Annotated in this window: 22 protein-coding genes; 12 read left to right on the top strand and 10 right to left on the bottom strand. The window is 42.0% G+C overall.

The window, feature by feature from the left end; genetic code table 11:
• Window positions 1–91 precede the first annotated feature (91 nt).
• Window positions 92–2,212: an ATP-dependent helicase gene (locus R2I63_RS06120; protein ID WP_316355848.1), complete on the top strand. Its 2,121-nt coding sequence runs from the start codon at window positions 92–94 to the stop codon at window positions 2,210–2,212.
• Between the two features lie 58 nt (window positions 2,213–2,270).
• On the opposite strand, the gene R2I63_RS06115 is transcribed toward R2I63_RS06120, so the two are convergent.
• Both R2I63_RS06115 and R2I63_RS06110 read right to left on the bottom strand, forming a co-directional pair.
• Window positions 2,271–2,453 carry a hypothetical protein gene (locus R2I63_RS06115; RefSeq protein ID WP_316355847.1) on the bottom strand — a complete coding sequence of 61 codons (183 nt, stop codon included), beginning with the start codon at window positions 2,451–2,453 and terminating at the stop codon, window positions 2,271–2,273.
• Window positions 2,435–2,671, bottom strand: coding sequence for a hypothetical protein (locus R2I63_RS06110; protein ID WP_316355845.1), 237 nt, complete (start codon window positions 2,669–2,671; stop codon window positions 2,435–2,437). The genes R2I63_RS06115 and R2I63_RS06110 overlap by 19 nt, the downstream gene beginning before the upstream one ends.
• Window positions 2,672–2,844: 173 nt before the next feature.
• Between R2I63_RS06110 and rpoN the strand changes: the two genes are divergently transcribed.
• Window positions 2,845–4,086, top strand: coding sequence for an RNA polymerase factor sigma-54 (rpoN, locus tag R2I63_RS06105; RefSeq protein WP_316355843.1), 1,242 nt, complete (start codon window positions 2,845–2,847; stop codon window positions 4,084–4,086).
• Here the strand turns inward: rpoN and R2I63_RS06100 are convergent.
• The 6 genes from R2I63_RS06100 to R2I63_RS06075 form a co-directional block, all read right to left on the bottom strand.
• Complete coding sequence (locus R2I63_RS06100) at window positions 4,043–5,551, bottom strand: glycosyltransferase family A protein (protein WP_316355841.1); 1,509 nt, start codon at window positions 5,549–5,551, stop codon at window positions 4,043–4,045. The two genes, rpoN and R2I63_RS06100, sit on opposite strands and share 44 nt — an antisense overlap.
• 48 nt (window positions 5,552–5,599) lie before the next feature.
• Window positions 5,600–6,415, bottom strand: coding sequence for a hypothetical protein (locus R2I63_RS06095; RefSeq protein ID WP_316355839.1), 816 nt, complete (start codon window positions 6,413–6,415; stop codon window positions 5,600–5,602).
• Window positions 6,405–7,472 carry a glycosyltransferase family 32 protein gene (locus R2I63_RS06090; protein WP_316355837.1) on the bottom strand — a complete coding sequence of 356 codons (1,068 nt, stop codon included), beginning with the start codon at window positions 7,470–7,472 and terminating at the stop codon, window positions 6,405–6,407. The genes R2I63_RS06095 and R2I63_RS06090 overlap by 11 nt, the downstream gene beginning before the upstream one ends.
• Complete coding sequence (locus R2I63_RS06085) at window positions 7,469–8,479, bottom strand: glycosyltransferase family 32 protein (RefSeq protein ID WP_316355835.1); 1,011 nt, start codon at window positions 8,477–8,479, stop codon at window positions 7,469–7,471. The genes R2I63_RS06090 and R2I63_RS06085 overlap by 4 nt, the downstream gene beginning before the upstream one ends.
• Before the next feature lie 86 nt (window positions 8,480–8,565).
• Window positions 8,566–9,603 carry a glycosyltransferase family 32 protein gene (locus tag R2I63_RS06080; protein ID WP_316355833.1) on the bottom strand — a complete coding sequence of 346 codons (1,038 nt, stop codon included), beginning with the start codon at window positions 9,601–9,603 and terminating at the stop codon, window positions 8,566–8,568.
• 15 nt (window positions 9,604–9,618) lie between these two features.
• Window positions 9,619–11,223 carry a glycosyltransferase family 2 protein gene (locus R2I63_RS06075; protein ID WP_316355831.1) on the bottom strand — a complete coding sequence of 535 codons (1,605 nt, stop codon included), beginning with the start codon at window positions 11,221–11,223 and terminating at the stop codon, window positions 9,619–9,621.
• A 164-nt stretch (window positions 11,224–11,387) separates the two neighbouring features.
• Here R2I63_RS06075 and topA point away from each other — a divergent pair, with 164 nt between their 5' ends.
• Together topA and R2I63_RS06065 are read left to right on the top strand one after the other, a co-directional pair.
• Window positions 11,388–13,988, top strand: coding sequence for a type I DNA topoisomerase (gene topA / locus R2I63_RS06070; protein WP_316355829.1), 2,601 nt, complete (start codon window positions 11,388–11,390; stop codon window positions 13,986–13,988).
• Window positions 13,985–15,241, top strand: coding sequence for a hypothetical protein (locus R2I63_RS06065; protein WP_316355827.1), 1,257 nt, complete (start codon window positions 13,985–13,987; stop codon window positions 15,239–15,241). The genes topA and R2I63_RS06065 overlap by 4 nt, the downstream gene beginning before the upstream one ends.
• Here R2I63_RS06065 and R2I63_RS06060 read toward each other — a convergent pair.
• Together R2I63_RS06060 and R2I63_RS06055 are read right to left on the bottom strand one after the other, a co-directional pair.
• Window positions 15,141–16,109, bottom strand: a complete 969-nt coding sequence (locus tag R2I63_RS06060; protein WP_316355825.1) for a mannose-1-phosphate guanylyltransferase — start codon at window positions 16,107–16,109, stop codon at window positions 15,141–15,143. The two genes, R2I63_RS06065 and R2I63_RS06060, sit on opposite strands and share 101 nt — an antisense overlap.
• Complete coding sequence (locus R2I63_RS06055; RefSeq protein ID WP_316355823.1) at window positions 16,106–17,206, bottom strand: glycosyltransferase family 4 protein; 1,101 nt, start codon at window positions 17,204–17,206, stop codon at window positions 16,106–16,108. The genes R2I63_RS06060 and R2I63_RS06055 overlap by 4 nt, the downstream gene beginning before the upstream one ends.
• Before the next feature lie 111 nt (window positions 17,207–17,317).
• On the opposite strand from R2I63_RS06055, the gene R2I63_RS06050 reads away from it, so the two are divergent.
• The 8 genes from R2I63_RS06050 to R2I63_RS06015 are packed head-to-tail and all read left to right on the top strand — an operon-like array spanning window position 17,318 to window position 25,130.
• On the top strand, window positions 17,318–18,313 hold the full coding sequence (locus tag R2I63_RS06050; protein ID WP_316355822.1) for an NAD-dependent epimerase/dehydratase family protein: 996 nt from the start codon (window positions 17,318–17,320) through the stop codon (window positions 18,311–18,313).
• Window positions 18,310–19,293, top strand: a complete 984-nt coding sequence (locus R2I63_RS06045) for an SDR family oxidoreductase (protein ID WP_316355820.1) — start codon at window positions 18,310–18,312, stop codon at window positions 19,291–19,293. The genes R2I63_RS06050 and R2I63_RS06045 overlap by 4 nt, the downstream gene beginning before the upstream one ends.
• An 11-nt stretch (window positions 19,294–19,304) precedes the next feature.
• Window positions 19,305–19,904 (top strand): SIS domain-containing protein, encoded by a 600-nt coding sequence (locus R2I63_RS06040; protein ID WP_316355818.1) that lies wholly within the window; start codon window positions 19,305–19,307, stop codon window positions 19,902–19,904.
• Window positions 19,894–21,420, top strand: coding sequence for a PfkB family carbohydrate kinase (locus R2I63_RS06035; protein ID WP_316355816.1), 1,527 nt, complete (start codon window positions 19,894–19,896; stop codon window positions 21,418–21,420). The genes R2I63_RS06040 and R2I63_RS06035 overlap by 11 nt, the downstream gene beginning before the upstream one ends.
• Window positions 21,417–22,397, top strand: a complete 981-nt coding sequence (locus tag R2I63_RS06030) for a thiamine pyrophosphate-dependent dehydrogenase E1 component subunit alpha (protein WP_316355814.1) — start codon at window positions 21,417–21,419, stop codon at window positions 22,395–22,397. Before R2I63_RS06035 ends, R2I63_RS06030 begins: the two co-directional genes overlap by 4 nt.
• A complete protein-coding gene (locus tag R2I63_RS06025; protein ID WP_316355812.1) occupies window positions 22,381–23,454 on the top strand; it encodes an alpha-ketoacid dehydrogenase subunit beta in 1,074 nt (357 codons plus the stop codon). Before R2I63_RS06030 ends, R2I63_RS06025 begins: the two co-directional genes overlap by 17 nt.
• A 19-nt stretch (window positions 23,455–23,473) precedes the next feature.
• Window positions 23,474–24,463: a GDP-mannose 4,6-dehydratase gene (locus R2I63_RS06020; RefSeq protein ID WP_316355810.1), complete on the top strand. Its 990-nt coding sequence runs from the start codon at window positions 23,474–23,476 to the stop codon at window positions 24,461–24,463.
• A gap of 7 nt (window positions 24,464–24,470) precedes the next feature.
• A complete protein-coding gene (locus R2I63_RS06015; RefSeq protein WP_316355808.1) occupies window positions 24,471–25,130 on the top strand; it encodes a class I SAM-dependent methyltransferase in 660 nt (219 codons plus the stop codon).

Raw genomic sequence — 25,130 nt, 5'->3', positions numbered from 1 at the left:
TAATAGAGATTGAAGCAGAAGAATGATGAAAATATTGGAAATTCTACCTCTTCTTGATTCGATATATTAGCCGTGTTATCGTGGTCCCCTTATGAATGATCTCAATCGACAACAGAAAATTGCGGCAACGCACATGGAAGGTCCCATGCTGGTGTTGGCTGGTGCTGGATCCGGGAAAACCCGCGTCGTAACATGTCGTATTGCCCACCTTTTAGAAGTTGGCGTTCCCTCCTCCGAGATTCTGGCTCTGACCTTTACTAACAAGGCCGCTGATGAAATGCGGGTCCGCATTAAAAGAATGGCTGACCAGTATGTATTAACATCAACGTTTCACTCTATAGGAGCACGGATTCTTCGGGAATCGATTAGTGCGATTGGCTATCGAAATGACTTCGCGATTTATGATGAAAATGACAGCCTTCAACTGCTAAAAAACTGTCTTGCAGCAATGGGCTACAAAAACGAAAAAGGACTCTTAAAATCGCTCCGCGCTGCAATTTCGAATGCTAAGAATGACCTTCTCTCTCCGAATGATCTCTCTAAAGACTTTCGCACGCGCACCGACCAACTCTTGAAAGATGTCTTTGTTACCTATCAGGAAAAGCTCAAAGAATACAATGCTCTGGATTTTGATGATCTACTTTATCTAACTGTGAAACTTTTTCGAGAGTCAAAAGAAACCCTCGAGCATTATCAAAAAAGATGGTCGTTTATTTTAATTGATGAATATCAAGATACGAACGCCGCTCAATATTTTATGACAAAACTCCTTGTTGAAAAACACAACAATATTTTTGTTGTGGGAGATCCTGACCAATCGATTTACTCATGGCGCGGGGCCAATATCCAAAACATTCTTGAATTTGAAAAAGATTACGAAAATGCTCAGGTAATCACCCTTGAACAGAACTACCGAAGCACGTCTAACATATTGGAAGCTGCAAATGGATTGATTCAACACAACGAAGAACGCTATGAAAAAAAACTGTGGAGTGATCTTGGCGCTGGAGAAAAAATTGGTGTTTACATTGCCGAAAATGAGCGGCAAGAAGCTCTTTTTGTTGTTGAAGAGCTTGTGCGTAAAACAAGGGAAGAACACCTTCCTCTTAGAGAGTGTGTGATTTTTTATCGGACCAACTCTCAATCTCGCACCTTTGAAGATGCCCTATTAAAATACCAGATTCCCTATGTAATCTATGGTGGGCTTTCTTTTTATCAACGACGAGAAATTAAGGATATTCTGTCCCTGTTGCGAATGGTTGTTTCTGATTCCGACTTCCTCGCTTTTGCACGTACAATTAATCTCCCTAAAAGAGGAATTGGGCAAGCCACCCTTGTAAAGCTTCGAGACGCCGCTGAAAGCAGCTCTCTTCCGATCCTAACTCTTGTGAAAAAACTTCTTTCAAGAGAAACAGAGGTTGTGAAGCTGACTAAGAAAGTTGAGGAGGGAATCACCGATTACCTCTACACCTTGAGAACTCTCAAAGATATGCTTTCTGATGACAAACCTCTTGAAGAGATCATTCAAGCGGCCATTGAAAACTCAAACTATGAACGCGTCCTCCGCGAAGACCCCGAAACACACGAAGATCGGAAAAGCAATCTTGAAGCTCTTATTAACAAAGCAGCAGAATGGAGCGGCGAAAGAGAAACTCCCACTCTAGTCGCCTTTCTTGAAGAACTCTCCCTTAAGTCAAGCCTTGATGATCAGCCTGCTTACGATTCTGTCCGAATGATGACCCTCCACAACGGTAAGGGACTAGAATTTGCCCTTACCTTTATTGTAGGGATGGAAGAAGACCTCTTTCCACATATTAACTCTAAGGACTCACCTGAAGCCCTAGAGGAAGAACGACGACTCTGCTACGTCGGGATGACGCGAGCAAAGCAACTTCTTTACCTCACTGCCTCAACATACCGGTTTATGTGGGGCATCTCAAAAGTGATGTGTCCCTCTCGATTCCTTAAAGAAATCCCCCAGCATTTTCTTACCTCTTTCTCTGAAGAAGACCTCGTTGAAGAAGAAGACTGGGCTGAAGAAACAGGTTTTAAAGCAGGAACTACCGTGTTTCATAAAGACTTTGGAAAAGGAATTATCAAGAAATCCTACAAAACATCACTAGGCCTCAGCTACGATGTCGAATTTCTCGAATCAAATTCGACCCGCTCACTTGTCGGCAAATACGCCAAGTTTAAAGTCTGCATAGAGTAGGAGCCAGCTTGAGGTCCACTTCTATGTTTAGCTCTTAAAGATCGGTAACTACCCAGATCTAAGAGACTTCTTTGTCAACCTCGTCACCCTTGTGGACAATGCTGTCATCATGCGACTCTTCAACTTGTTTACCAATATAGCGACTTACAATATCACCCTTTGTATCGCTTGTTGGGCCACCCATATCAGGCGCCCCTGCAAGGAGTGAAAATATAACACTCGTTAGCGGGAGTAATTCCATTTTTTTTCCTCATTTTCTTTTCCCTGATTTGGCATTGCTTTACACGCCTCACAGGAACGTTCACGGTACCGCTGAATAAGAGGATTTTTAAGATTATGGGTATATTTTTCTCGATAGCGGAGATAATTATCATTCTGATTCTCTACTAAGAGATGAGCAAAAGGAACCGCTGCCAGAAAAATGCCAGCAACTAAAATAACGGCGATTGGCTTTTCCATCTTTTGTCATCCTTTATCAAAATGCTTTTATTGCGATCAATTGTTGTCATTTTATAATTTGTTTCGCAAGTAATTTTTCTTCAAAAGACCCCAACATTCTATTAATCAAAGGAATTTAAAAACAGCTTTTTAGTATTTTTTCTCTGATATATAAGAAAAATAGGGGGAGAAAAATGGGAAGAAACCTTCATTTCAGTCAGTGTATTCAGCAAGATCAACACTTAATTATGAGCGTTGCGATGGAGCGTGCCTTTCACGTTCTTCAACTTCCCACTGAAGAACTCTCTGATTGGCTAGAGCAGGAAATCGAACAAAACCCTGTACTCGACCTGCCCCGTAGCCCTGCTAAGGAATTCGATCCTTCTTCTGCGCCTTCAAAGCCAAGTCTCTACGATCACTTGCTCTTTCAAATTGCCATACACTTCACTACCGAAGAAGAAAAAGAAATCGCCCATTATTTTGCCGGCTCCCTTAATAGCAAAGGGATGCTAACTCTTTCAAAAGAAGAAGTGAAGGGGAAGGAAAAAGTTCTTCATGTCTTTCAAAGAATGGAGCCAAGGGGAGTAGGAGCCCGCTCTGTTCAAGAAGCTCTTCTTATTCAACTCGAAGAAAAAAACCACTCCCTTGCCTACTCGCTTGTTTCGAATCACTATGATGATCTGCTTCACCTCCGGCTTCAAAAGATTGCAAAAGAAATGCATCTTACCTTAAGCAAAGTTAAAGCTATCATTCACAAACAGATCCGCCCCCTCAACCCTTTCCCTGCTAACGGCTACCAAGATGAAGCGAACCCCTTTCTTACAGCAGATGTTACCCTCCGCAATGAAGAAAACGTGTGGAGCGTTGAAGTGAATGACTCCTCGTTGCCACCGATTCAAATCCATCCCTATTACCTCAATGCATTGGAAGAGAAAGAATTAAAAAATGATGAGATCGCTCTAATCAGACGCCATTTGGATGCAGGGAAATGGCTGATCCGGATAATAGATCGTCGGAAGAGGACGCTACAGGAGATTGCAACTTATCTATTGAAGAGAGAGCAAGATTATTTTGAAGGAATCGCTTCTGCTCCCACTCCGCTTACAATGAAAGAGGTTGCAAAGGCGCTTTCTCTTAGCAAATCGACAATCACTCGAGCTATTGCTAATAAGGCTCTAGCTACCCCCAGAGGTTTGCTGACATTCCGAAGCTTTTTTAATCAAGGGCTCAGATCCATAAAAGGAGACATTTCAAGCAAGCAAGCAAAAGATCTCCTTCTCAAACTTATTCAGCAGGAAGAAGTTCCCCTTTCAGACGAAACACTTTCTAAACAGCTTCTATCTCAGGGAATTCAATGTGCTCGGCGCACTGTCACAAAATATCGCAAGGAACTTAAGATCGGGTCAGCATCTCAACGGAAGTTGAGGAAACCCTAGATTCTTCAAACGATAGGCCTATTCTATAACAATCGATTTCATCTGCCCAAGCTCTGATAAGCCCATGAAGCGAAGAAAAAGACAGTTTTTTGATGTCTTTTTCAAGATCCAAACGGCGATAGAGCCCCATTTGGAGAGCGTCTGGATTCTTGAATGACCCTTCTCCCCGGCGGATATTCCAAGAGTAGATCCCTTTTTGCAGAGGTTCTCTATCCTCCCTAGAAAGGTGAAAATAGAATCCATAGGCATGGGTTTTTTGCATGGCTGCAACACAAACCGGAAGAGAGATAGTTTCTGAGACCTCCACTTGATCTGTTGACAAAAGGACATAGGGAGAAGACTCTGCGTTTCCCCAAAGAGATCGAAGAATAGCTTTTTTTAACTGCGCTTCGCCGTAGTCCGAAGAGCGCGCAAACCGTACCCCACTATGCACTTGTTTCACCATTTCATAATCATTAAAGTTTTTTTCAGTACATTGATAAATCACGTGGATCGTGGTGATTCCATTGAGATTTTTTTCGCACGAAGCCAAACAAGCATCGAGCTGCGTAGGAGAATCTTCAGAAAGAAGAACAAGATCTACCAAAGATTCCCTATGAGGCTGCTTTAGGGCAGCTTTTACAGGGTCAGCTATAAAGGTAACTCTTCTATTTTTTTGATTTCTTTTAAGTTTTTCATTATGAATGTATAAGACATCGGGGATAAAGCGGATATGAGCTTTTGCAAGTTCAGCCATCGGGATTAGCAGCGCATTTTCATCCTTAATCGAGATAAAAAATCCTGTTTCAATATGAAGCTTTTTAAAAAGCCCTGCATAATAGGTTTTCAATGGCGCAACAACCCAAGGAGCACGTTGGACTCTTTTTTTGTATAGGGTCTTCTTGGGCTTAGGATCATAAATTCCCTTTTCCAGGTTCACATAATCGATGTATTGTCCATAGGTAAGCCAAACATCGGGATTGGTATAATTCTGATTTAAACGGGTGAGAACATCCTCATGAGTTAACCAGTCATTTCCATAGAGGTGAATGATGATCTCGTCATCCTTAGAATGAGAAACAAGATTGTAGTATCTCTCGTAAACCTGATGATCGTATTCGCATTCAACTAAGGATACTTTACGATCTTTTCTCTTCACCGCTTTCTGAATTTGAGCTGTCGTGCCATCGCTTGATTGATGATCAATATAAACAACTCGAAAGTTTGAATATTTCTGCATGAGGATCGAGTCAATATTTTGATCAATTGAATCGATATTATTATGAGTTAATACAATGAAAGTAAATGATTTATCTTCGCCCGGCTCTATTTCAATAAAAGCAAAATCTTCCGCAGGAATGATCCGAGTTTCCTTCTTAGACTTGATCAACCGATACTCTCTAACAAAAAAGGTCGGCAATAATAGAATAATAAATAGTATTAAAAGCCTATGTGATAATGACTTTCCTCTTTTATTTGATTTCATTTTATTATACTCCCCTTATAGTTTGAATAACTAGAGAGAGAAGGCTTGTCAACAGAATTGAGCTAAAATCTGCCTAATTCGGGGTGATTTTGGAACTTCAACTTCCAAATATTCGAGAAGCTTTTCAACGGGTTGCGATGCAAACTTTTGGATCTCAGAATCTTTTAATCGAAGTACAATAGGAAATGTGTTTTTTTGATTAGGAAAGATTTGAGAAAGTTTTTTGAGAGCTTTTTTTAGTATTCTTCGATCCTTAACTAATGTCGCGAATCTAAAGGCTAAGTCGACAAAAGGAATCACCGCCACAATCCTAATAATAGGAAGAAATGGAGAAGATAGAAAGAAAAGAGAGGTCATCTGAACAACCAAAGAAATCAAAATCAATGAGATAAAGAAAAGTGCATGGCTGGGTTTACGAAATAAAGGGCCCAGAAATTGGCGCCATCTAGAAGCAGAATATTCATATGCAAGAATCTCTTCGAAACGAGGCTCATTAAAAGCCACACGGAGCGCATGCAAAGTCTCATGACTTAATACTTCATCCCTTGAATAGAATAGAAATCTCCCCTTTTTAAACCCCTTCCGAAGCTGAATAAGAGGAATTTTTTCACCGAAAACCCAGAGTGCTGCGCCCTGCCAAGGGAGAAGCCCTTGATTCGAATATGTCATTGGAATCCATTTTGGGAAAACTCCATAGAGCTCTCCGCACTCAGGATCCCATTCTTCCAGGATTTTTCCGTCAATTTCTTGTTTTTTTTGACTCCGGAGAATGTCAATGCGCTTGACAAAGGCCGCCTCAGTTTCATCTGGACCGGGGATAATCCCCTCTTCCCCTAATGACTTCAGTTCCTCTTTAGTTAGCATGCTTTCTTTTTCTAATCGTGTTAAGCTGGATCAATAGACCTGCAAAAAGAGCCAGATTTGCGGTCAAGATTACCGCATTAAAGAGAAGAATCTGGTTATTCTTGCGAGAGATCGAGGCAAGACGTCTTCTAACGTTTCTCTCGAATTTTGTCTTATCTTCAAACCACGTTGAAGCATAGTAATGGTGTGCAAAAAGAGAAAAGTCTTCATCAATGCGATTAAAATAGGCTGCGGGGAAGACAATATCCTTTGTTGCACCCTTGCCAGAAAGCTCTCTTGCAGCATCATCAAAAGCCGACCAACTACGGTGTGCCACGCGATAAATCGCTGACTCCTTATCATCTCCAGGAAAAGCCGCAGAAATTTCATCCCAACGTTCTTTTACATTGTCTATGGTCTTCTTAAGAACTGGATGCCTAGGACAAGCTCCAACAACATTGTTGTTTACGGAGATCGAACTGCTAAGCACTGGCTTATGGGGAGCTTCCAAGCCACAATATAGATGATAATTATAATGAAACGAAGCAAAAGGTTTGTAACATTTTACATCATGATCAACGTAAACCCCACCTTCCTGATTGAGAATCTCGTACCTAAGAAGCTCCGACTTTTCAGCATAGTTATCAGACTCTTCATAACAATATTTCAATGATTCAAAATTGAAGTCTGCGACGAGCTTCATTTCCATATTTTTATTTGGGAGAGGCTGCTTGCGATCTGTCCAAAATTTGACCGTCCAGTCGGGGTGCTTTTCAATCCAAGAATGCACATTTTCAATAGACTCCTTAGGAAACGCATTCGGTCCAACCCAAATAAAATGGATGACTTTTGGGATTTTAACCTCGTCTCCTTTTAGAAATTGCAGAGCACTGTTCTTCTCATACAATGCCTTGAAAAGGCGAATGTTTTGGTAATCTTCATGCGTTTTAACAAACTTCCAAACACTTTTGTTGGATCCCATCAGTGTGTTGAAATCATCGCTCTGTTTGAATTCATTTTTTTTCTCACAAGCAAATGTAAGAAAGAGAAGAGGAATTAAAACTCTAAACAATTTCATGATTCCCCCTTTTTTATCTCTCTGTTGGTGAGAACATATAAAATGAAACACCCCATCAAAGCAAGCAGACTAAACAGCTCAACTTTAATAATTTTTGCATCGCGACTTCTCAAAGAGCGCAGTGACTGCGAAAAATATCTTTCATTAGGAGATTCATCGAGATCATGCCAAGTGGTTCCATAAAGATGTTCTGAATAGAACCCTGGAAGTCCATGCTTCGGGTAAAAGTAGCAAGCAGGGAAAATAATATCTGTGTTTTCTGGATGATTAAGCCCCGCGCTAAAAGCATGAGTCATGGCGATTAAAGTGCGATGTACAACACGCCTTGCCTGAACCAGTGGATCTGTCGAAGAGAAGTTTTCTGTCACAGCATCCCAACGGTCCAACACTTTCTTAATCGCTTCTTTCATTACAGGGTGATGAGGTTTTGCACCGATGATTCCAATCCCAGCTGTTACTGCAAGGTTATCGATTCCTTCATGAGGCATCTCTAAGCACGCATAAAAATCATACCCGGTATTGAGTCCATGAAAAGGACGAAGACACTTTGCATCGTGATCGATATAAATTCCTCCAAGTTGATAGAGAATTTCATAACGCCACATATCTGATTTTTCTCCCCAATTCTTTGATTCTTCAAATTTCTCTTTTAGATATAGGAAGTTGAAATCTTCCACATATCGGACCTGCATTTCTCGGCAAGGAGGAGGACGTTTTCTATCAGTCCAAAAAATGAAGGTCCAATCTGGATGGTGGGCCTTCCAAGTACGAATAATTTCTACCGAGCTAGAGGGGAAGGGTTTGGGACCGATCCAAATCAAATGAATTGTTTTGGGAATCTTGAAAATTGGACTTGAGTTGAACTGGTACTGCTGATTTTTTTTGTAAAGAGTCTTAAAATACTCAATATCTTTGTAATCTCTTTTTGTCTGAATGTAGCCCCAATCGTCTGTACCACTTCCCTCAAGCTCTTCGAATGGATGCTGAAGAGTTAAATTTGTAACCACGGGGACCTTGCTCTTCTTAAGGTTATTAGAAAAAACATAAAAGAAAACAAGGGGGCAGATAAATAATAAGAGTATCAGTTCCTTCTTCAAACCTTACCTTTTAAAATTAATGTTAATATTAGCCCTACAAAAAGAGCCAAATTCACAGTTAAGATCACTGCGTTAAAAAGGAGAATCTGGTTATTCTTGCGAGAGATCGAGACAAGCCTCCTCCTAACGTTCCTCTCGAATTTTGTCTCATCCTCAAACCACGTTGAGGCATAATAGTGGTGAGCAAACAAGGGAATCCCATCATCAATACGGTTAAAGTACGCTGCCGGAAAGGCAATATCTTTCGTTTCAACTTTTCCAATAAGCTCTCTTACAGAGTCGCCAAAAGAAGACCAGCTACGCTCCGCTACGCGATAAATAGTTGATTCCTTATCATTACCTGGGTAAGCAGCAGAAACTTCATCCCAACGCTCTTTCACATGTCCAATAGTTTTCTTAAGAATCGGGTGTTTTGGGCAGGTTCCAATAACATTATTATTCACAGATATCGAACTGTTAAGCACTGGTTCATGGGGAGGCTCCAAACCACAGTATAGATCGAAGTTATGGTGGAACGGCGCAAAGGATTTAAAACATTTTACATCATGATCAACATAAAGGCCTCCCTCTTGGTAGAGAACCTCATACCTGAGAAGATCAGACTTTTCAGCATAGTTGTCAGAAGCCTTGTAATAGGCACCCAACGTTTCAAAATTAAAATCCGAAACAAGATTTAATTCCATGTTTCCATTCGGAAGAGGGCGCTTGCGGTCTGTCCAAAATTTGATTTTCCAGTCAGGGTGCTTTTCGATCCAAGAACTCACATTCTCAACAGCCTCCTTAGGGAAAGGATTCGGTCCAATCCAAATTAAGTGAATGACCTTAGGAATCCTGTTTTCATCACCCTTCAAAAACTGCAGTTTACTATTTTTTTCGTATTGCTCGGTAAAAAGCCGAATATTTTGGTGATCTTCATGAGTTTTAACAAAATCCCAAACGCTCTTGTTGGATCCCATCAAGGTATTGAAGTCATCGCTGTGCTTAAATACATTTTTTTTCGCACGGACAGAAAGGAAAGCACGTAGTGGGTTCAACGTTTTTTCCAAACCTTACCTTTTCGTAAACTCTGGCTTAAAATCAATTTCAACTCTTTCATTTTCAACTCTTTCCAAGGGGGCAATATTCATCTTGAGGCCCTGATCAAAGAAGGTCAGAAGCTCTTTTGTCGATATATTTGTGACCTGCTCAACTACCCATTCATTTTCCGTCACAATGTTTAGGGGCAAATTCACAACTTTTGATTGGTCATAGTATAACCCAACTTGAGATAAATCTGCATGTTCATTCCACAGAGCCTGTAAAATATTTGGACTGTGAAATTTCATACATAAGAAATAAGGATAGATATCCTCCTTTCTAAATAGGGTCATGTTAACAGAATTTGGGAGTGACCACTCTCCATCCATCTCAGAAAATTGCCAAGCATTCACACCCTCAGCAAGGGGAATTCTTTTCTCCTCAACATGATTATCTAGATGTCGCCCTAGCCTAAAGTAGAACCCATATGCACCCGTTTCCTTTAAAGCTTGTGTCGCTTTATTGAGATCAATAGAATCCTTTATCACATTATCATCCAAGGCAAAAGCTACAAAGCGAGCAGTCGATACATTGCGATCAAAAACAGTTTTTTGGACTGTAGGGGCAAAATCCTCAGAAGGATTTTCAACTGACTGACGAATGTATATCACATGAGGAAACGCCTCTTTAACTTTTTGATAGCCTTGCTCATAATGATCATTTCCTGCTCGATAAATCACAAATTGTCGATGAAGATTCTCCAGATATTTATCTGAAGACTCTAAGAAAGCATAGAGCTGCAAAGGTCGATTGTAAGAAAAAACCACAATATCAACCCTTTCCTCGTCCAAGGTATAATCATGCCATGGATTTTCCTTAATGCGCGCATAGTTTTTCACTTCTAACTGATCCGCTTTCACTTTATCTAATGCGCTTAACATAAGTGGCTCAGGAATTAAATATGCATGTTCTCCAGAAAGCTCCAAAAGAGGTGTTGCAATGACTCTCTCATACTCTCCTGTCTTAAAAGCACCATCTGTCAAAAAATCTTGCAATTTGATGTGTTTGAAAAGTCCAGCATAAAAAAATTGATAACTTTTCCCTGCAGCAATTTTTTCAAATGAGTTGAGTCTTATTTCCTCACCTGATGCCATCCACACTGCAGAATCTGCAAAGTATCTGTTCAGACGATTGAGAACATCATTTTGAGCAAACATCTCCTCATTTCTGAGGAGCACCACGATCTCATCAGACCTGCACGAGTGAACCGCTCTATAAAAACTTTCAATGCTCCCGATAGACTCCTTATTCCTTATATAGGTCACCTTCCCTTCTTGATCATACTTTTCAACAAATGAGGAGTCTGAGTTTAAACCGTCGTCGATATAAATGACCCGAAAATCAGGGTAGTTTTGACTGAGAGTTGACAGCAAACTTTGCTGATGCGCACCTCTGCTATCTGGAGCATATGTAATGACGACAAAGGATTTGTTGTGAATAACAGGTTCAGTCGCATAAGCAGTTTGCTTTCTTTGTAGGTGCCTTTTTGTCTGAATTTCCGCTCTGATTTCTCGATAACTTACCCCAAGCGCAAATCCAATCCCAATCAAAAACAGAATAAAGAAAAATCGTTTCATGAAATGAATACTCCAACGACAGTAATTTTTTTGAAAAACACGTTACTTGGTTCACAATTCTCATTCAACCCAAAAAATAGAATTCATAGCTACCCATTGAAAGGTTGCAATAAATCCTAAAAATTAAGTAGCCTGAAATGTTTATCATTTATTTAATGAACTATATGACAAAGTCGAAAGGCAAAACACTCATTATCGTCGAGTCTCCTACGAAAGTGAAGACCCTAAAAAAGTTTTTAGGATCTTCTTATCATGTGGAGTCATCGGTTGGCCATATTCGAGATCTTCCCTCAAAGGGATTTGGAATCGATCTCGAAAACAACTTTGAGCCGGCATATGAAAACCTTCCTGATAAGAAGGATGTCATCGCAAAACTCAAAAAAACCGCGAAAGAGTGTGACACCGTTTATCTTTCTCCCGACCCTGACCGAGAGGGGGAGGCAATTGCATGGCACATTGCACATATCCTGCCAAAGGGCCCCACAGTTAAACGGGTGACTTTCAATGCAATTACTAAAGATGCGGTTTCTGAGGCGTTAAAACACCCTAGAGAGATTGACCATTCAACAGTAAACGCTCAACAAGCACGTCGCCTACTAGACCGTATGGTAGGCTATAAAATCTCCCCTCTATTGCAAAGACGCATCAAGCGAAGCGGAACGACGAGCTTGTCTGCAGGTCGAGTTCAATCTATTGCACTCAAGCTAGTTGTCGACCGTGAACTTGAAATCGAAGCCTTTGATCCAGTGGAATACTGGACTATAGGAACAACCCTTCAAGGAGATCCGAAAGAACGTTCGATATCAGCTTCTCTCCACTTAATCGAAGGAAAGCGGATTGAAAAGGAAGCGATTGCTGGAAAAGATGTCGCCCTCATTTCTAATGAAGCAGACGCCAAAAAACTTGTCGCTCGGCTTGAGAACTCTTCCTACAAAATTTCGAAGGTCGAGAAGAAAGAGAAAAAGAGAAATCCTGTTCCCCCGTTTATCACTTCAACTCTTCAACAAGAGGCCAGCCGCCATTATGGTTATGCAGCCTCTCGAACAATGGGAATCGCACAGAGTCTCTATGAAGGGGTTGATCTTGGTACGGAAGGAACAGAAGGTTTGATTACCTATATGCGTACAGACTCTGTTCGCGTGGAAATGGAGGCAATCAATGCTGCTCGAACACTTATCGATGGTGCCTATGGCAAGGAATACCTTCCCTCAAAACCAAAAATGTATGCTACCAAAAAAGGATCACAAGACGCTCACGAAGCAATCCGACCAACTAACCTGAATCACCCTCCTGATTTAATCAAAAATCACCTTTCGATCGATCAATATAAACTTTATGTCCTAATCTGGCGCCGGTTCCTTGCTTCACAAATGAACCCAGCAATCTACGATACAGTCTCTTGCGAAATTGAAACGGATCAAGATTTAACCCTCCGTGCTTCTGGCTCTATCATCAAATTCCAAGGGTTTTTAGCTGTCTACCAAGAAAAAGAAGATCTCGATGATGATGAAAAGAAAAAACAAAACGAAGATAAACTCCTTCCCCCAGTAGAAGAAGGCCAAATCCTCAAACTTCTTAACGTGGATTCAAACCAATCATTTACAAAACCTCCTCCGCGTTTTACCGAGGCCTCTCTTGTAAAAGAACTTGAAAAATGCGGGATTGGACGACCCTCTACTTACGCCTCTATTATGAACAAGATCCAAGGGCGCGCCTATACAACCAAGGAACGTTTAGCTCTTAAGCCAACTGAACTTGGAAAAATTATTGCCCAGATGCTGGAAAACCACTTCAACTTGATCATGGATATCAAGTTTACAGCTCGGATGGAAGCTGATCTCGATGAGATCGCAGAAAACAAAAAAGACTGGCAAGAATTTTTAAAAGAGTTTTGGACAAAATTTGTTCCCATTTTAGAAAAAGCTGAAAAGGAAGCATTTGTCCCCAAGTTGATGACAGATATTAACTGCCCGAAATGTGGAAACAAGCTTCAAAAAATTTGGGCGAGAGATAAATATTTTTATGGGTGTTCAAACTATCCCGATTGTAAATTCACCGTTTCGATTGAATCGCTTGAGTTTAAAAAAGAAGATTACGCAGAAAACTTTGACTGGGACCAGATTTGCCCCAAGTGCAGTTCTCCAATGAAAATTCGTTTTGGCCGTTTTGGTGCTTTCCTAGGTTGTACACGTTACCCTGATTGCAACGGAATTATTAACATTCCCAAAAAGGACGAACCTGTTCCGGAAGATATGCCTAAATGTCCAGCAATTGGCTGCGACGGAGATATCAAGCAAAGACGAAGTCGTTGGGGTAAGCCATTCTTTAGCTGTTCAAACTACCCCGACTGTAATGTAATTGTAAACCAGCTGGATGACTTAGAAATCAAGTATCAAGACTATCCCAAAACCCCTTATGTCAAAAAGGCATCTAAGAAAGGCGCTGCAAAAAAGGGTGCAAAGAAAAAAGCAACCAAGAAAACGGCAGCAAAAAAAACCTCTGTAAAGAAAAAAGGGGCAAAAAAAGCCGTTGGAAAACCCAATCCCCTTTCTCCAGAGCTACAGGCAATTGTAGGAGCCAAAGAACTCTCTCGCACAGAGGTAACCAAAAAAGTTTGGGAGTATATCAAGTCAAAGAATCTTCAAGACCCTAACAATAAAAGGCTTATTGTTCCTGATGATAAGCTTGCTAAAGTATTCGGCCACTCCGATCCTATTGACATGATGAAGCTTGCCGGCATCCTTAGCAAACACATCCTGAAATGATTACTCTGAGCAGTTTTCAAAGGTTCTTGATCTATTGCTTTGTCTTTTTTGGACCACTGGGAACCCTTCTTACCCCCTCCTTTATGCCATACGCATTCCGATTCTACCACTTTTTGCTAATCCTCTCACCCCTCTTCTTTGTTAATCTTAGAACAAAAGAGTGGAAAACAGTTTTAGCTTTTGTCCCTTTCATGGGCTATTGCCTCTTTTCGGCATATTTTACTCATAATAAAGACTTCCACCGGGATGCATACCCTCTTTTCCGATGCTTTCTTTTTGTAGCTCAGTGTCTCTTTATGTTTGGTGCAGCGTTTTGCCTTCGTGACCGAAACGAGAGAGTAAGGCTTATTCGTACTTATCTAGCAGGATTCTTTCTTTCCCTTCTGATCGGATATATCTTCTATATCGGTTTTTATTCAGGGAAAATTTCTTTTGCAACGATTCACCGCTACTCTGTTGAAGCACAAATGGGGTGGGGACTTCTTCGTTTTTCCCCAGGAACATATCCCAATGAATACGGCAATGTATCCAGCTTTGCCCTTTCACTTCTTCTTCTCCTATACGCAAAGAAAAAACGGTTTTTAACTCTCGTCTTTGCTGGTCTGACTTTTATCGCATTTCTTCTCACCACAACACGAGCAGCCTACCTCTCTTTTGGAATCACGCTCATCTATCTTTGCATTGCATCCCTTGAAATCCGAAAAATAGTTACAAAAGTCACTCTTCTTGGCTTAACACTCTTGTTGATTCTAAAAGCTTACTCGATCGACTTCTTTAAAATTTTTGTCGCTGGAGTCAAAGCAATTAGTTTTACTTATGGGTCGACTGGAATTCGAGTTGCTGAATGGATAAAGGGATTTGAAGACCTAAACAAAAGCATTTTTTTAGGAAATGGATTTGGCGCTAATATTCTCGCCCATAATGTCTATTTAGAGCTCCTTTTTGAAGTGGGCCTCATAGGCACCCTTCTGTTAGGAGGCACCCTTATTTACTATTTCGGAGAAAATGGCCATCGAATTCGAAAAATCTTTGTGCAATTCAACAACAATCAAATCACTATTGTAGGGTTGATTCATGTTTTTTTGTTTGCTGCAACAAACCATAACATGCACCACCACCTTACGTGGTTTGTCTTTCTTCTATTTAATATGACTATGTTTTCAAATTGGACAGACGGTGAAGATCTTTCTTCGAACAAACAACCACCTTCCCCTGGTGTTTTACCACGACGAGATCCTTTACTCCAAAAGTGACAATACCCTCTCCAAAGACCAAGCAATTTTCAGTTTCGATTGCTTCAACAGCACCAGAAAAATAATTCCCTTTTTCGTCCTTTGGAAGGGTTGCATCCAATCGTTTCCAAGTTCCTAGGTCTGACCACACTGAAGGATAGGGGATCATAAGAATATCCTCCGTTTTTTCCATAATCGCATGGTCAAAAGAAATTTTTGGAAGCGAAGAAAACGTTTCCATACAAGAGTCGTATGGGGTCTTCATCCACGCTGAAATTTCAGGAGCATGCTTTTCAAATTCTTCTAAAAGATGCCCAATCTGAAAGACGAAAATTCCTGTATTCCAATAATAATTGCCTTTCTCAATCAGGCATACCGCTGTTTCAAAACTAGGTTTTTCTACAAACTTTTCAACAGGAAGAACTCCTTTTCCACCTCGCGTTTTGATATAGCCGTACCCAGTTTCAGGATGGGTTGGAACAACACCGAAAGTAACAATAGCAGATCGGCGCGCTCCTTCTTCAGCACTTGGAAGGAGTCTCATGAAATCTTCCTCATTCTCAAAATAAAGGTCCGAGGGAGTCACCACACAGACATCTTCAGAAGTTGCTCCACAGCAGTCGATCCAATGTTTCAACCCTAAGGCAATGGCTGGAGCAGTACTTCTAGCTGAAGGCTCAATGAGAATCGGTTTTTTTACTTGCTCCTCAACAAGAGCGCGGTGCTTTTGATTGGCTATTACCAATAAATCGTGATTGGACAATCGGGAAACGGTTTGTTCTAAAAATGAGTCTTCTTCACCTAAAGATAAAAATTGTTTAGGATAGTCTTCTCGCGACAAGGGCCATAAACGGGTGCCACTTCCTCCTGCAAGAATCAGTCCTTTCATCGAGCTCCTTCCACTGTTGCAGCCACTAAGGCCTGGAATTTTGCTTTGAAGATTTCCGATCTAAACTTCTCAGAATGCGCGCGTATCTTTTTGGGGTCAAACTCTCGCTTTTCAAATGCTTTAATCGCTTTTATCAGAGAGGGTACTGATTGTTCCTCAAAGAAAAGTCCTGTTTCGTTTTCTACCACGGTTTCACAAGCCCCACCTTTTCCAAAGGCAATAACCGGAGTACCACAGCCTTGAGCCTCAACAGGGAGAATCCCAAAATCCTCTAGTGCAGCAAAGACAAACCCCTTCGCGCGTTGCAGATAAGAGCGGAGAACAGAATCCTCTTGGTACCCCAAAACCTCGACATTTCCCTTAGCTTTTGCCTTCACTTTATCCATTTCTGGGCCATCCCCGATCACCACAAGTTTCTTGTCAGGCATTTCCCCAAAGGCTTCTACGATAAGGTCTATCTTCTTATAGGGAACCATTCTTGATGCTGTTAGATAAAAATCTTCTTTCTCCTCAAAGAGTGAAAAATAGTCAACATCTACGGGGGGATAGATAACCATAGCCTCTTTTTCGTAAAGCTTTTGGATCCTTCTCGCGACATACTCCGAATTCGCAACGTATGTATCCACGCGAGAAGAACAGTGAGCGTCCCACATTCGAAGATAATGAAGAAAAAACTTTGCAAAAACTCCCTTTAATCCACTCTTCAGTTTTGCTTCTCTCAAGTACTGTTGGTAAAGGTCCCAAGCATAGCGCATAGGGGTATGACAATAACAAATATGCAGTTGATCTGCGTGAGTGAGAACCCCTTTCGCAATCGAATGGGACGATGAAATAACCAAGTCATAGTCCGATAGATCAAATTGCTCAATTGCCATAGGAAAAAGAGGAAGGTAAGAGCGATACTTGCTCTTTGCACGTGGAAGCTTCTGAATAAAGGAGGTTTTAACATCCATTTCTTCGAAGGGTGTCCCTTCAAGTTTTTTTGGATCTTGAACCAAAGTAAAAAGCTTTGCAGGAAAAGTTTCGGTCAAGGTTTCCAAAACCTTTTCCGCGCCGCCCATAGTTGTAAGCCAATCATGTACCAGTGCAACTCGCATGCCCACCAATATAAAGGAAGGTCAAATAGGAAGCAAACAGGGTTTGCGCTTGCGCGATGACAAGAAATTTTGTATAGTCCTATTCTTTGATTTAAATTGTGGATGTGCAACATGCATGTATTTATTCCAGGTGGAGCAGGCTACGTTGGATCGCTCCTTGTTCCAGCATTATTGGATGCTGGTTATGAAGTGACTGTTTATGACCTTTTCCTTTATGGGAAAGAAGTCTTCGATGACATCAAAGATCACCCCAAACTTAAACTTATAAAGGGCGATATTCGCAATCTTAAAGAAATGGAAGCTGCCTTAAATGGCAGATGTACCCTTGTCATCCACCTTGCCTGCATTTCAAATGACCCTAGTTTTGAACTCAATCCGGACCTTGGAAAGTCGATCAATCTTGATCCTTTCGAACCATTTGTTCAGGTGGCAAAAAGAAAAGGAGTAAAACGATTCATCTATGCCTCATCATCCTCAGTTTATGGCGTTAAAGATGTTCCTAATGTCACCGAAGACATGGAACTCAAGCCTCTAACCGATTACTCGAAATTTAAGGCAGCCTGCGAAAAAATCCTCCTGAAGTATCAAGATAAAAACTTTACATGTTGTGTGCTCAGGCCTGCTACTGTCTGCGGGTATGCTCCCCGCCAGCGCCTTGATGTTGTGGTCAATATTTTAACAAACCTGGCTTTTAATACTGGAAGGATCAAGGTTATGGGAGGAGATCAACTGCGTCCCAATATCCATGTACGCGATATGGTCCGTGCTTATTTGCATGTTTTGGAAGCGCCAGCAGAAAAAATCCAGGGAGAAATCTTCAACGTAGGATACCACAATTATTCGGTACAAGAACTTGGGGACATCGTTCAATCCACCGTCGGAAGAAAAAAGGACATTGATCTTGAGAAAATCCCAACCGATGATAACCGTTCTTACCATGTGTCTTCTCAAAAGATCGCCGATAAGCTTGGCTTTACACCAAACTATACCATCCAAGATGCCGTTGACAGTCTAGTTGAGGCCTTTGAAGACGGGAAACTGCCTAACTCTCTAGATGATAAGCGATACTTTAATATCAAAACAATGAAGGCGATCAATCTCCAATGAAAGCACTTGTAACGGGTGGCGCTGGGTTTATTGGTAGCCATCTTACACAACTTCTACTCGAAAATGGCCATGAGGTCGTCGTATTAGATAACCTCCGCTCTGGGAGACTCACAAACTTTGATGAGTTTAAGGATAACCCGAACCTCAGGTTTGTTGAGGCAGATATCCGCTCAATAGATGAGATCCGCCCTTATTTTGAAGGGGTCGAATGGGTATTTCACATGGCAGCTTTGGCTGATGTCGTCCCTTCGATTGAGTCTCCACGTGATTATTTCGAAGTGAATGTGGATGGAACTTTTAATGTTCTTGAATGCTCAAAAGAAGCGGGCGTGAAACGGTTTCTCTATACCGCTTCTTCTTCATGTTATGGCATTCCAAAAAATTATCCCACTTCAGAAGATGAGCCTATTCAACCTCAGTACCCTTACGCACTCACTAAGTTTTTGGGTGAGGAACTCGTTATGCATTGGGAGCAGGTTTATAAAATGCCTTGTCTTTCACTGCGTCTCTTCAACGTCTATGGTCCCCGCGCTAGAACCACGGGAACCTATGGAGCCGTTTTTGGAGTTTTTCTCACACAAAAACTCAACAACAAACCCATGACTGTCGTGGGCGATGGATCGCAAACGCGCGATTTCACCTTTGTTAAGGATGTTGCACGTGCGTTTCTTGCTGCTGCTGAGTCATCTGTCAGTGGAGAAATCTTTAACGTTGGTAGTGGAAGCCATTATTCAGTGAACCGTATTGTGGAACTCCTCTCTGGAGATTCCGTCAATATACCAAAGCGTCCTGGAGAGCCTGACTGCACTTTTGCCGATACGACAAAAATAGAAAAGATGCTTCACTTCAAAGCTAAGACACCGTTTGAAGAGGGAGTAAAACAGCTTCTCGAAAAAGTCGAAGATTTCCGTGAGGCCCCTTTATGGGACCCAGATAGCATTGAAGATGCAACAAAAACCTGGTTTCAATACCTCTCGTAAAAGGAGCAGCAATGTTTTCAAAACGATTTGATCAGCTTAATGAAGTTATCAGCAAGTGTGAATTTTCATCCCCTGGTAGGGTCTTGAGCAAAGAGCAAGCTCTTCAAATTTTCCACGCATTTTTACTGCAAACTCAAGAGAAGGACGGAACCGTTTTTGTGATTGGGAATGGAGGCAGCGCAGGAATCGCTTCTCACTTTGCCATTGACCTTCTAAACGCATTGAAGATCCCTGCACAAACTCTTTACGATTCTAATGTAATGACTTGCATTTCCAACGATTTTGGCTATGAGCAAGTTTTTTCTCGACCTCTCGATTTACTACTCAGACCAAACGATCTTTTAGTATGTATTAGTAGCTCTGGAAATTCACAAAACATCTTGAATGGAACAGCTATTGCCAAATCAAAAGATATTCCAATCATTACTCTCAGCGGATTCGAACCTCACAACCCATTAAGAGCGCAAGGTGGTCTCAATTTTTATCTGCCGATTGTTGACTATGGGCTTGTCGAAATGGGACATTTTTTTTTATTGCACACAATCATTGATTCGTGGAGCTTTAAACTCACCTCAAATGAAACAACAGCACAATTAAGCCATGCAAAATAAATTAAAGACGTTTGAAGAGCTTGAAAAGCTCCTTGAGGCAGATAAAAAAGAAGGGGAGAAAATTGTCCATTGTCATGGAGTTTTTGACCTGCTTCACCCTGGACATATTCGTCACTTTAAAGAAGCCAAAAAACAGGGAACAAAACTTATTGTTTCTATCACACCTGACCGATTCGTCAATAAGGGCCCTGGTCGCCCCGCCTTTAATGAAGCGCTCCGAGCAGAGACTTTAGCATCATTGAACTGCGTTGATTATGTTGTCCTGAATGATAGCCCTGATGCAGTGAGTTGCATCAAGAAAATCAAGCCAAATATTTATGTGAAAGGGAAAGAATATGCGGACCATGCCACAGATGTAACAGAGAAGATTGCCGACGAGGTGCGCGCCGTGCAGGCTGCACATGGCTCCGTTTTCTATACGGACGACATTGTTTTTAGCTCCTCCTCTCTTCTCAACCGCTACTACGAAAGCACTTCCCCTGAGCTTCGTGCATTTCTTGCAGAAATGAAAGAACAATACACCATCGATGACCTACTTAATAAAGTGGAAGAGCTCAAAAAACTACGTGTTCTAGTTGTAGGGGACGCTATTATTGATGAATATCAATTTACCGATCCGATGGGACAATCAGGGAAAGGACTCCACATGGTTGCCCGCTGCGGCCAAAACGAACGTTACCTTGGTGGCTCACTCATTATTGCAAACCATATCGCTCAGTTTTCTGATCATGTCACTCTCCTAACCTCGCTTGGCGAGAAGTGTTCACACCTTCCTCTTATTGATAACCTCCTTGATCCAAACATTCAAAAGGAATTCGTAACACAACCCAAGCATTCAACTCTGATAAAGAAACGGTATGTTCTCCAAGATGGCAATCGTCTATCCAAGCTTTTTGAAACCTATTCGACAAATGATTTCCTTCTTACAGAAGCAGAAACAGACCATGTGATTACATATCTAGGAAACCACACTCAAGACTTTGATCTCGTTTTGGTTTGCGACTTTGGGAATGGCTTCACCAATCCTCTGATCATCGATGCCCTGTCTGCACTTCCAAACTTTTTAGCCATTAATACCCAAACAAATAGCGGGAATCGTGGATTTAACGTGGTAACCCATTACCGCCGCGCCGATCTGATATCCCTCAATGAACCAGAGCTCCGTCTTTCAGCCCACGACAGATACAGTTCGATGGAGGGCCTTGCTGCTGATATTTCTGAGTTGCTTCAGTGCCGCAATATTTGCATTACACAAGGAGTTGATGGAGTCTTCTGCTCATCTGAAGAAGAGCCTACTATTAGAATCCCTGCCCTTGTTTCGAATACTGTCGATCGAGTCGGAGCTGGTGATAGCTTCTTCGCTTTGGCTGCTATGTGCGCTGCAAAGAACTACCCCATATCACTTGCCGGATTTTTTGGCTCGATTGCCTCCGCTCTTAACGTGCAAATCGTTGGTAACAAAGAACCGATCAAAAAAATCCCCTTTAACAAATTCCTGACGAGGTTACTCAAGTGAACAAATCAGACCTATTTTATAAAATGCTTCGTATTCGAATGATTGAAGAAACCATTGCCGATCGTTATTCTGAACAGAAGATGCGCTGCCCAACTCATCTCAGTATTGGACAAGAAGCGATTGCTGTTGGAGTTTCTGAAGCCCTCGACAGCGGCGATCTCGTCATGAGTAATCATCGTGCCCATGCGCATTACTTAGCCAAAGGCGGCGATCTTAAAGCAATGATCGCTGAAATTCATGGCAAGAAAACAGGATGCTCTTTAGGACGAGGTGGATCCATGCACCTTGTAGATCAATCCGTTGGCATGATGGGCTCCACTCCTATCGTAGCAAATAGTATTCCTGTTGCCACAGGGCTCGCCTTTAGCTCTTTCCTTCAAGGAGACAAAAAAATAACAGTCTCTTACTTTGGAGAAGGAGCTACTGAAGAAGGTGTCTTTGGGGAATGTCTCAATTTTGCTGCGTTAAAAAACCTTCCCATGCTCTATGTCTGCGAAGACAACCTTTATTCTGTTTACTCCCCCATTGATGTCCGACAACCAGAGACCCGTGACTTATGCAAAATTGCCGAAGCACACGGAATGTTTTCAAAAAAAGGAGATGGGAACAACGTCGAAGAAAGCTACTCCATTGCAAAAGAAGCAATCGACTCGATCCGTAATGGGAATGGCCCTGCTTTTATCAAGCTTGACACTTATCGCTTTAGAGAGCACTGCGGCCCTAACTATGACACCGACCTTGGATACCGCACACATGAGGAGTTTGATTTCTGGTTAGAGAAGTGTCCGATTGCAAACTACCAAAACAAACTTATTAAAGAAAATATCATCACTGAAGAAGATGTTAGCACTATGAAAGAAACCTTCCAGAGGGAAATTGATGAGGCTTTCACCTTTGCAAAGGAAAGCCCACTTCCGAAGTTTGACCTAGACTATGAACTGATGTACGCGGAGCAGCCCCATGACGAGAGACCTTAAATTTAATCAAGCCATCTTAGAGGGAACCTCCCAACTGCTTGAATTTGACCCCTCCGTTTACCTCATGGGATTGGGTGTTCCAGATCCTAAAGGAACATTTGGAACAACTACCGGACTTCAAGAGAAATTTGGTCCCAGTCGTGTGATGGACATGCCCACCTCTGAAAACACAATGACCGGTGTTGCTATTGGATGCGCTATTCGAGGAATGCGCCCTATTATGACACACCAGCGCGTTGACTTTTTTCTTTTGGCTCTCGATCAACTGATCAATAATGCCGCTAAATGGCACTATATGTTCGGTGACAAAATGACTGCGCCAATTGTCATCCGCCTTGTCATGGGACGAGGATGGGGGCAAGGCCCACAACATTCTCAATCATTGCAAAGTTTATTCGCCCACATTCCAGGCCTTAAAGTCGTCATGCCCTCCACGCCTTATGATGCAAAGGGTCTCTTAATCTCTGCCGTCAAGGATAATAACCCTGTTGTTTTTCTTGAACACCGGTGGCTTCACAATACTCATGGCGATGTCCCTGAGGAAATGTATGAAGTTCCTATTGGAAAAGCTCGTGTCATTCAAGAAGGCTCCGACATCACTATCGCCGCCACCTCGCATATGGTTTTAGAAGCACGTAAAGCGATCGAAGTATTAGAAAAGGAAGGAGTAAGTGTCGAACTCATCGATCTTCGCACGGTCAAGCCGCTTGACAAAGAAACGCTCATCAAGTCAGTCCGAAAAACCGGACGCCTCCTTGTTGCAGACCCCGACTGGAAAAGCTGTGGCTTTGCAGCTGAAGTTATCGCATCCATCACAGAAGAAGCCTTTAACGATTTAAAAGCACCTCCTTCGCGAGTCACCTATCCCGACCGCCATAGCCCCACTAGCTGGGCACTTGCAAACCACTACTACCCTTCCCATCGCGATATTGCAATGGAAACATTTAAGATGATGCGATTGCCCTCTAAGGCACAATCACTTCTTCAAGAGTTACTCGAATACCGAAGCGAGGGCCCACTTGACGTCCCTGATGCTTCCTTTACTGGCCCTTTCTAGAAGACATAGGAAACAAAAAATGAAAAAAGTCCTCGTTATTGGTAGTAACTCATTTTCCGGGAGTGATTTTATCGACCTCCTTCTTGAAAAGGGAGAATATGAAGTGACCGGCATCAGCCGTTCAGAGGAAAAAGATGCTCTCTTTCTCCCCTATCGTGCGAAAAACTCCCCTCACTTTACATTTAAGCAGATCGATCTGAATCAAGACCTCGATAAACTTGACCGCCTTTTAGAAGACTTTAAACCCGAGTATATCGTTAACTTTGCAGCACAGAGTGAAGTTGGGCCGAGCTGGGAAAATCCTGACCATTGGTTTCAAACCAATGCAGTTGCCCTCACCTCACTCGCCAACCTTCTTAAAGACAAAAAATTTCTTAAGAAATATGTCCATATCTCCTCACCTGAAGTTTATGGCACCTGTCAGGGATTTATTAAGGAAGACACGCCTGTAAACCCGTCCACTCCCTATGCTGCTTCAAAAGCTGCAGGAGATATGTCTCTCTTTACCTTCTATAAAAATTTCAACTTTCCTCTCGTAATGATCCGCGCTACAAATGTTTATGGCGCACACCAACAACTTTTTAAAATCATCCCCCGCACTGCCATCTATCTCAAAAACAATAAAAAGATTGGCCTTCATGGGGGCGGTGTTGCCGTTAAATCCTATATCCACATCCGTGATGTCTCCAACGGCGAGCTCCTAGCAATGGAAAAAGGTAAGAACGGTGAAATCTACCATATCTCACCCGATCAAGGAGTCGCTGTTAAGGATGTCGTCAAAACCATCTGCAAAAAAATGGATGTTTCTTTCGAAAATTCGACAGAAATCACGCCCGAGCGCCTCGGTCAAGACAAAGCCTATACTATCGACTCTACTAAGATCCGCACTGAGCTCGGTTGGAAACCTGAGATCTCCCTTGAAGAGGGAATCAACCAGACTGTCGGTTGGGTCAACTCTCATTTTGATGCCATCAACCAAAAACCACTCGAATACATCCACAAAGCTTAAGGAAATCATGGGACAAGAAATCGACCTTCTCATTAACTATCCAAAAACAAAACGAGACGTCAAAGAAAGGGGCGCAACTAAAACTGAAGAAGACCGCGCCATTGCAAGGCAATTCGGCAAGGACTTCTTTGATGGCGACCGTCGCCACGGATATGGAGGCTTTGGATATATGGAGCGATTCTGGACCCCTGTTGTTCCCACATTCCAAAACCAGTACAACCTCACCGAAAAAAGCTCTGTTCTTGACATTGGAGCCGCCAAAGGATTTATGCTATATGATTTTAGGCGTCTAATTCCAAATATTACCATTGCGGGATGCGACGTTTCTGACTACGCAATCAAAAATGCAAAAGAGGAAGTCAAACCGTTTCTGAAAACCGCCAATGCGATTGATCTCCCTTATAAGGACAATTCTTTCGACCTTGTGATCTCAATTAACACTGTTCACAATCTCGAGAAACCTGAGCTTGCCAGCGCTCTCCAAGAAATCGAAAGAGTTTCACGAGGAAATAGTTTTATCACTGTGGATGCCTATCGCAATGAGCAAGAAAAAGAACTCATGTATCACTGGAATCTTACTGCAAAGACAATCATGCACGTTGACGAGTGGAAATCTTTTTTCAACGATATTGGTTACACCGGGGACTATTACTGGTTTATCCCCTAA

The organism is Candidatus Neptunochlamydia sp. REUL1 (assembly GCF_963457595.1).
GTDB lineage: Bacteria > Chlamydiota > Chlamydiia > Chlamydiales > Simkaniaceae > Neptunichlamydia.
Note: the sequence above shows the minus strand (reverse complement) of the source record. Positions and strands in the feature narration are given on the sequence as shown.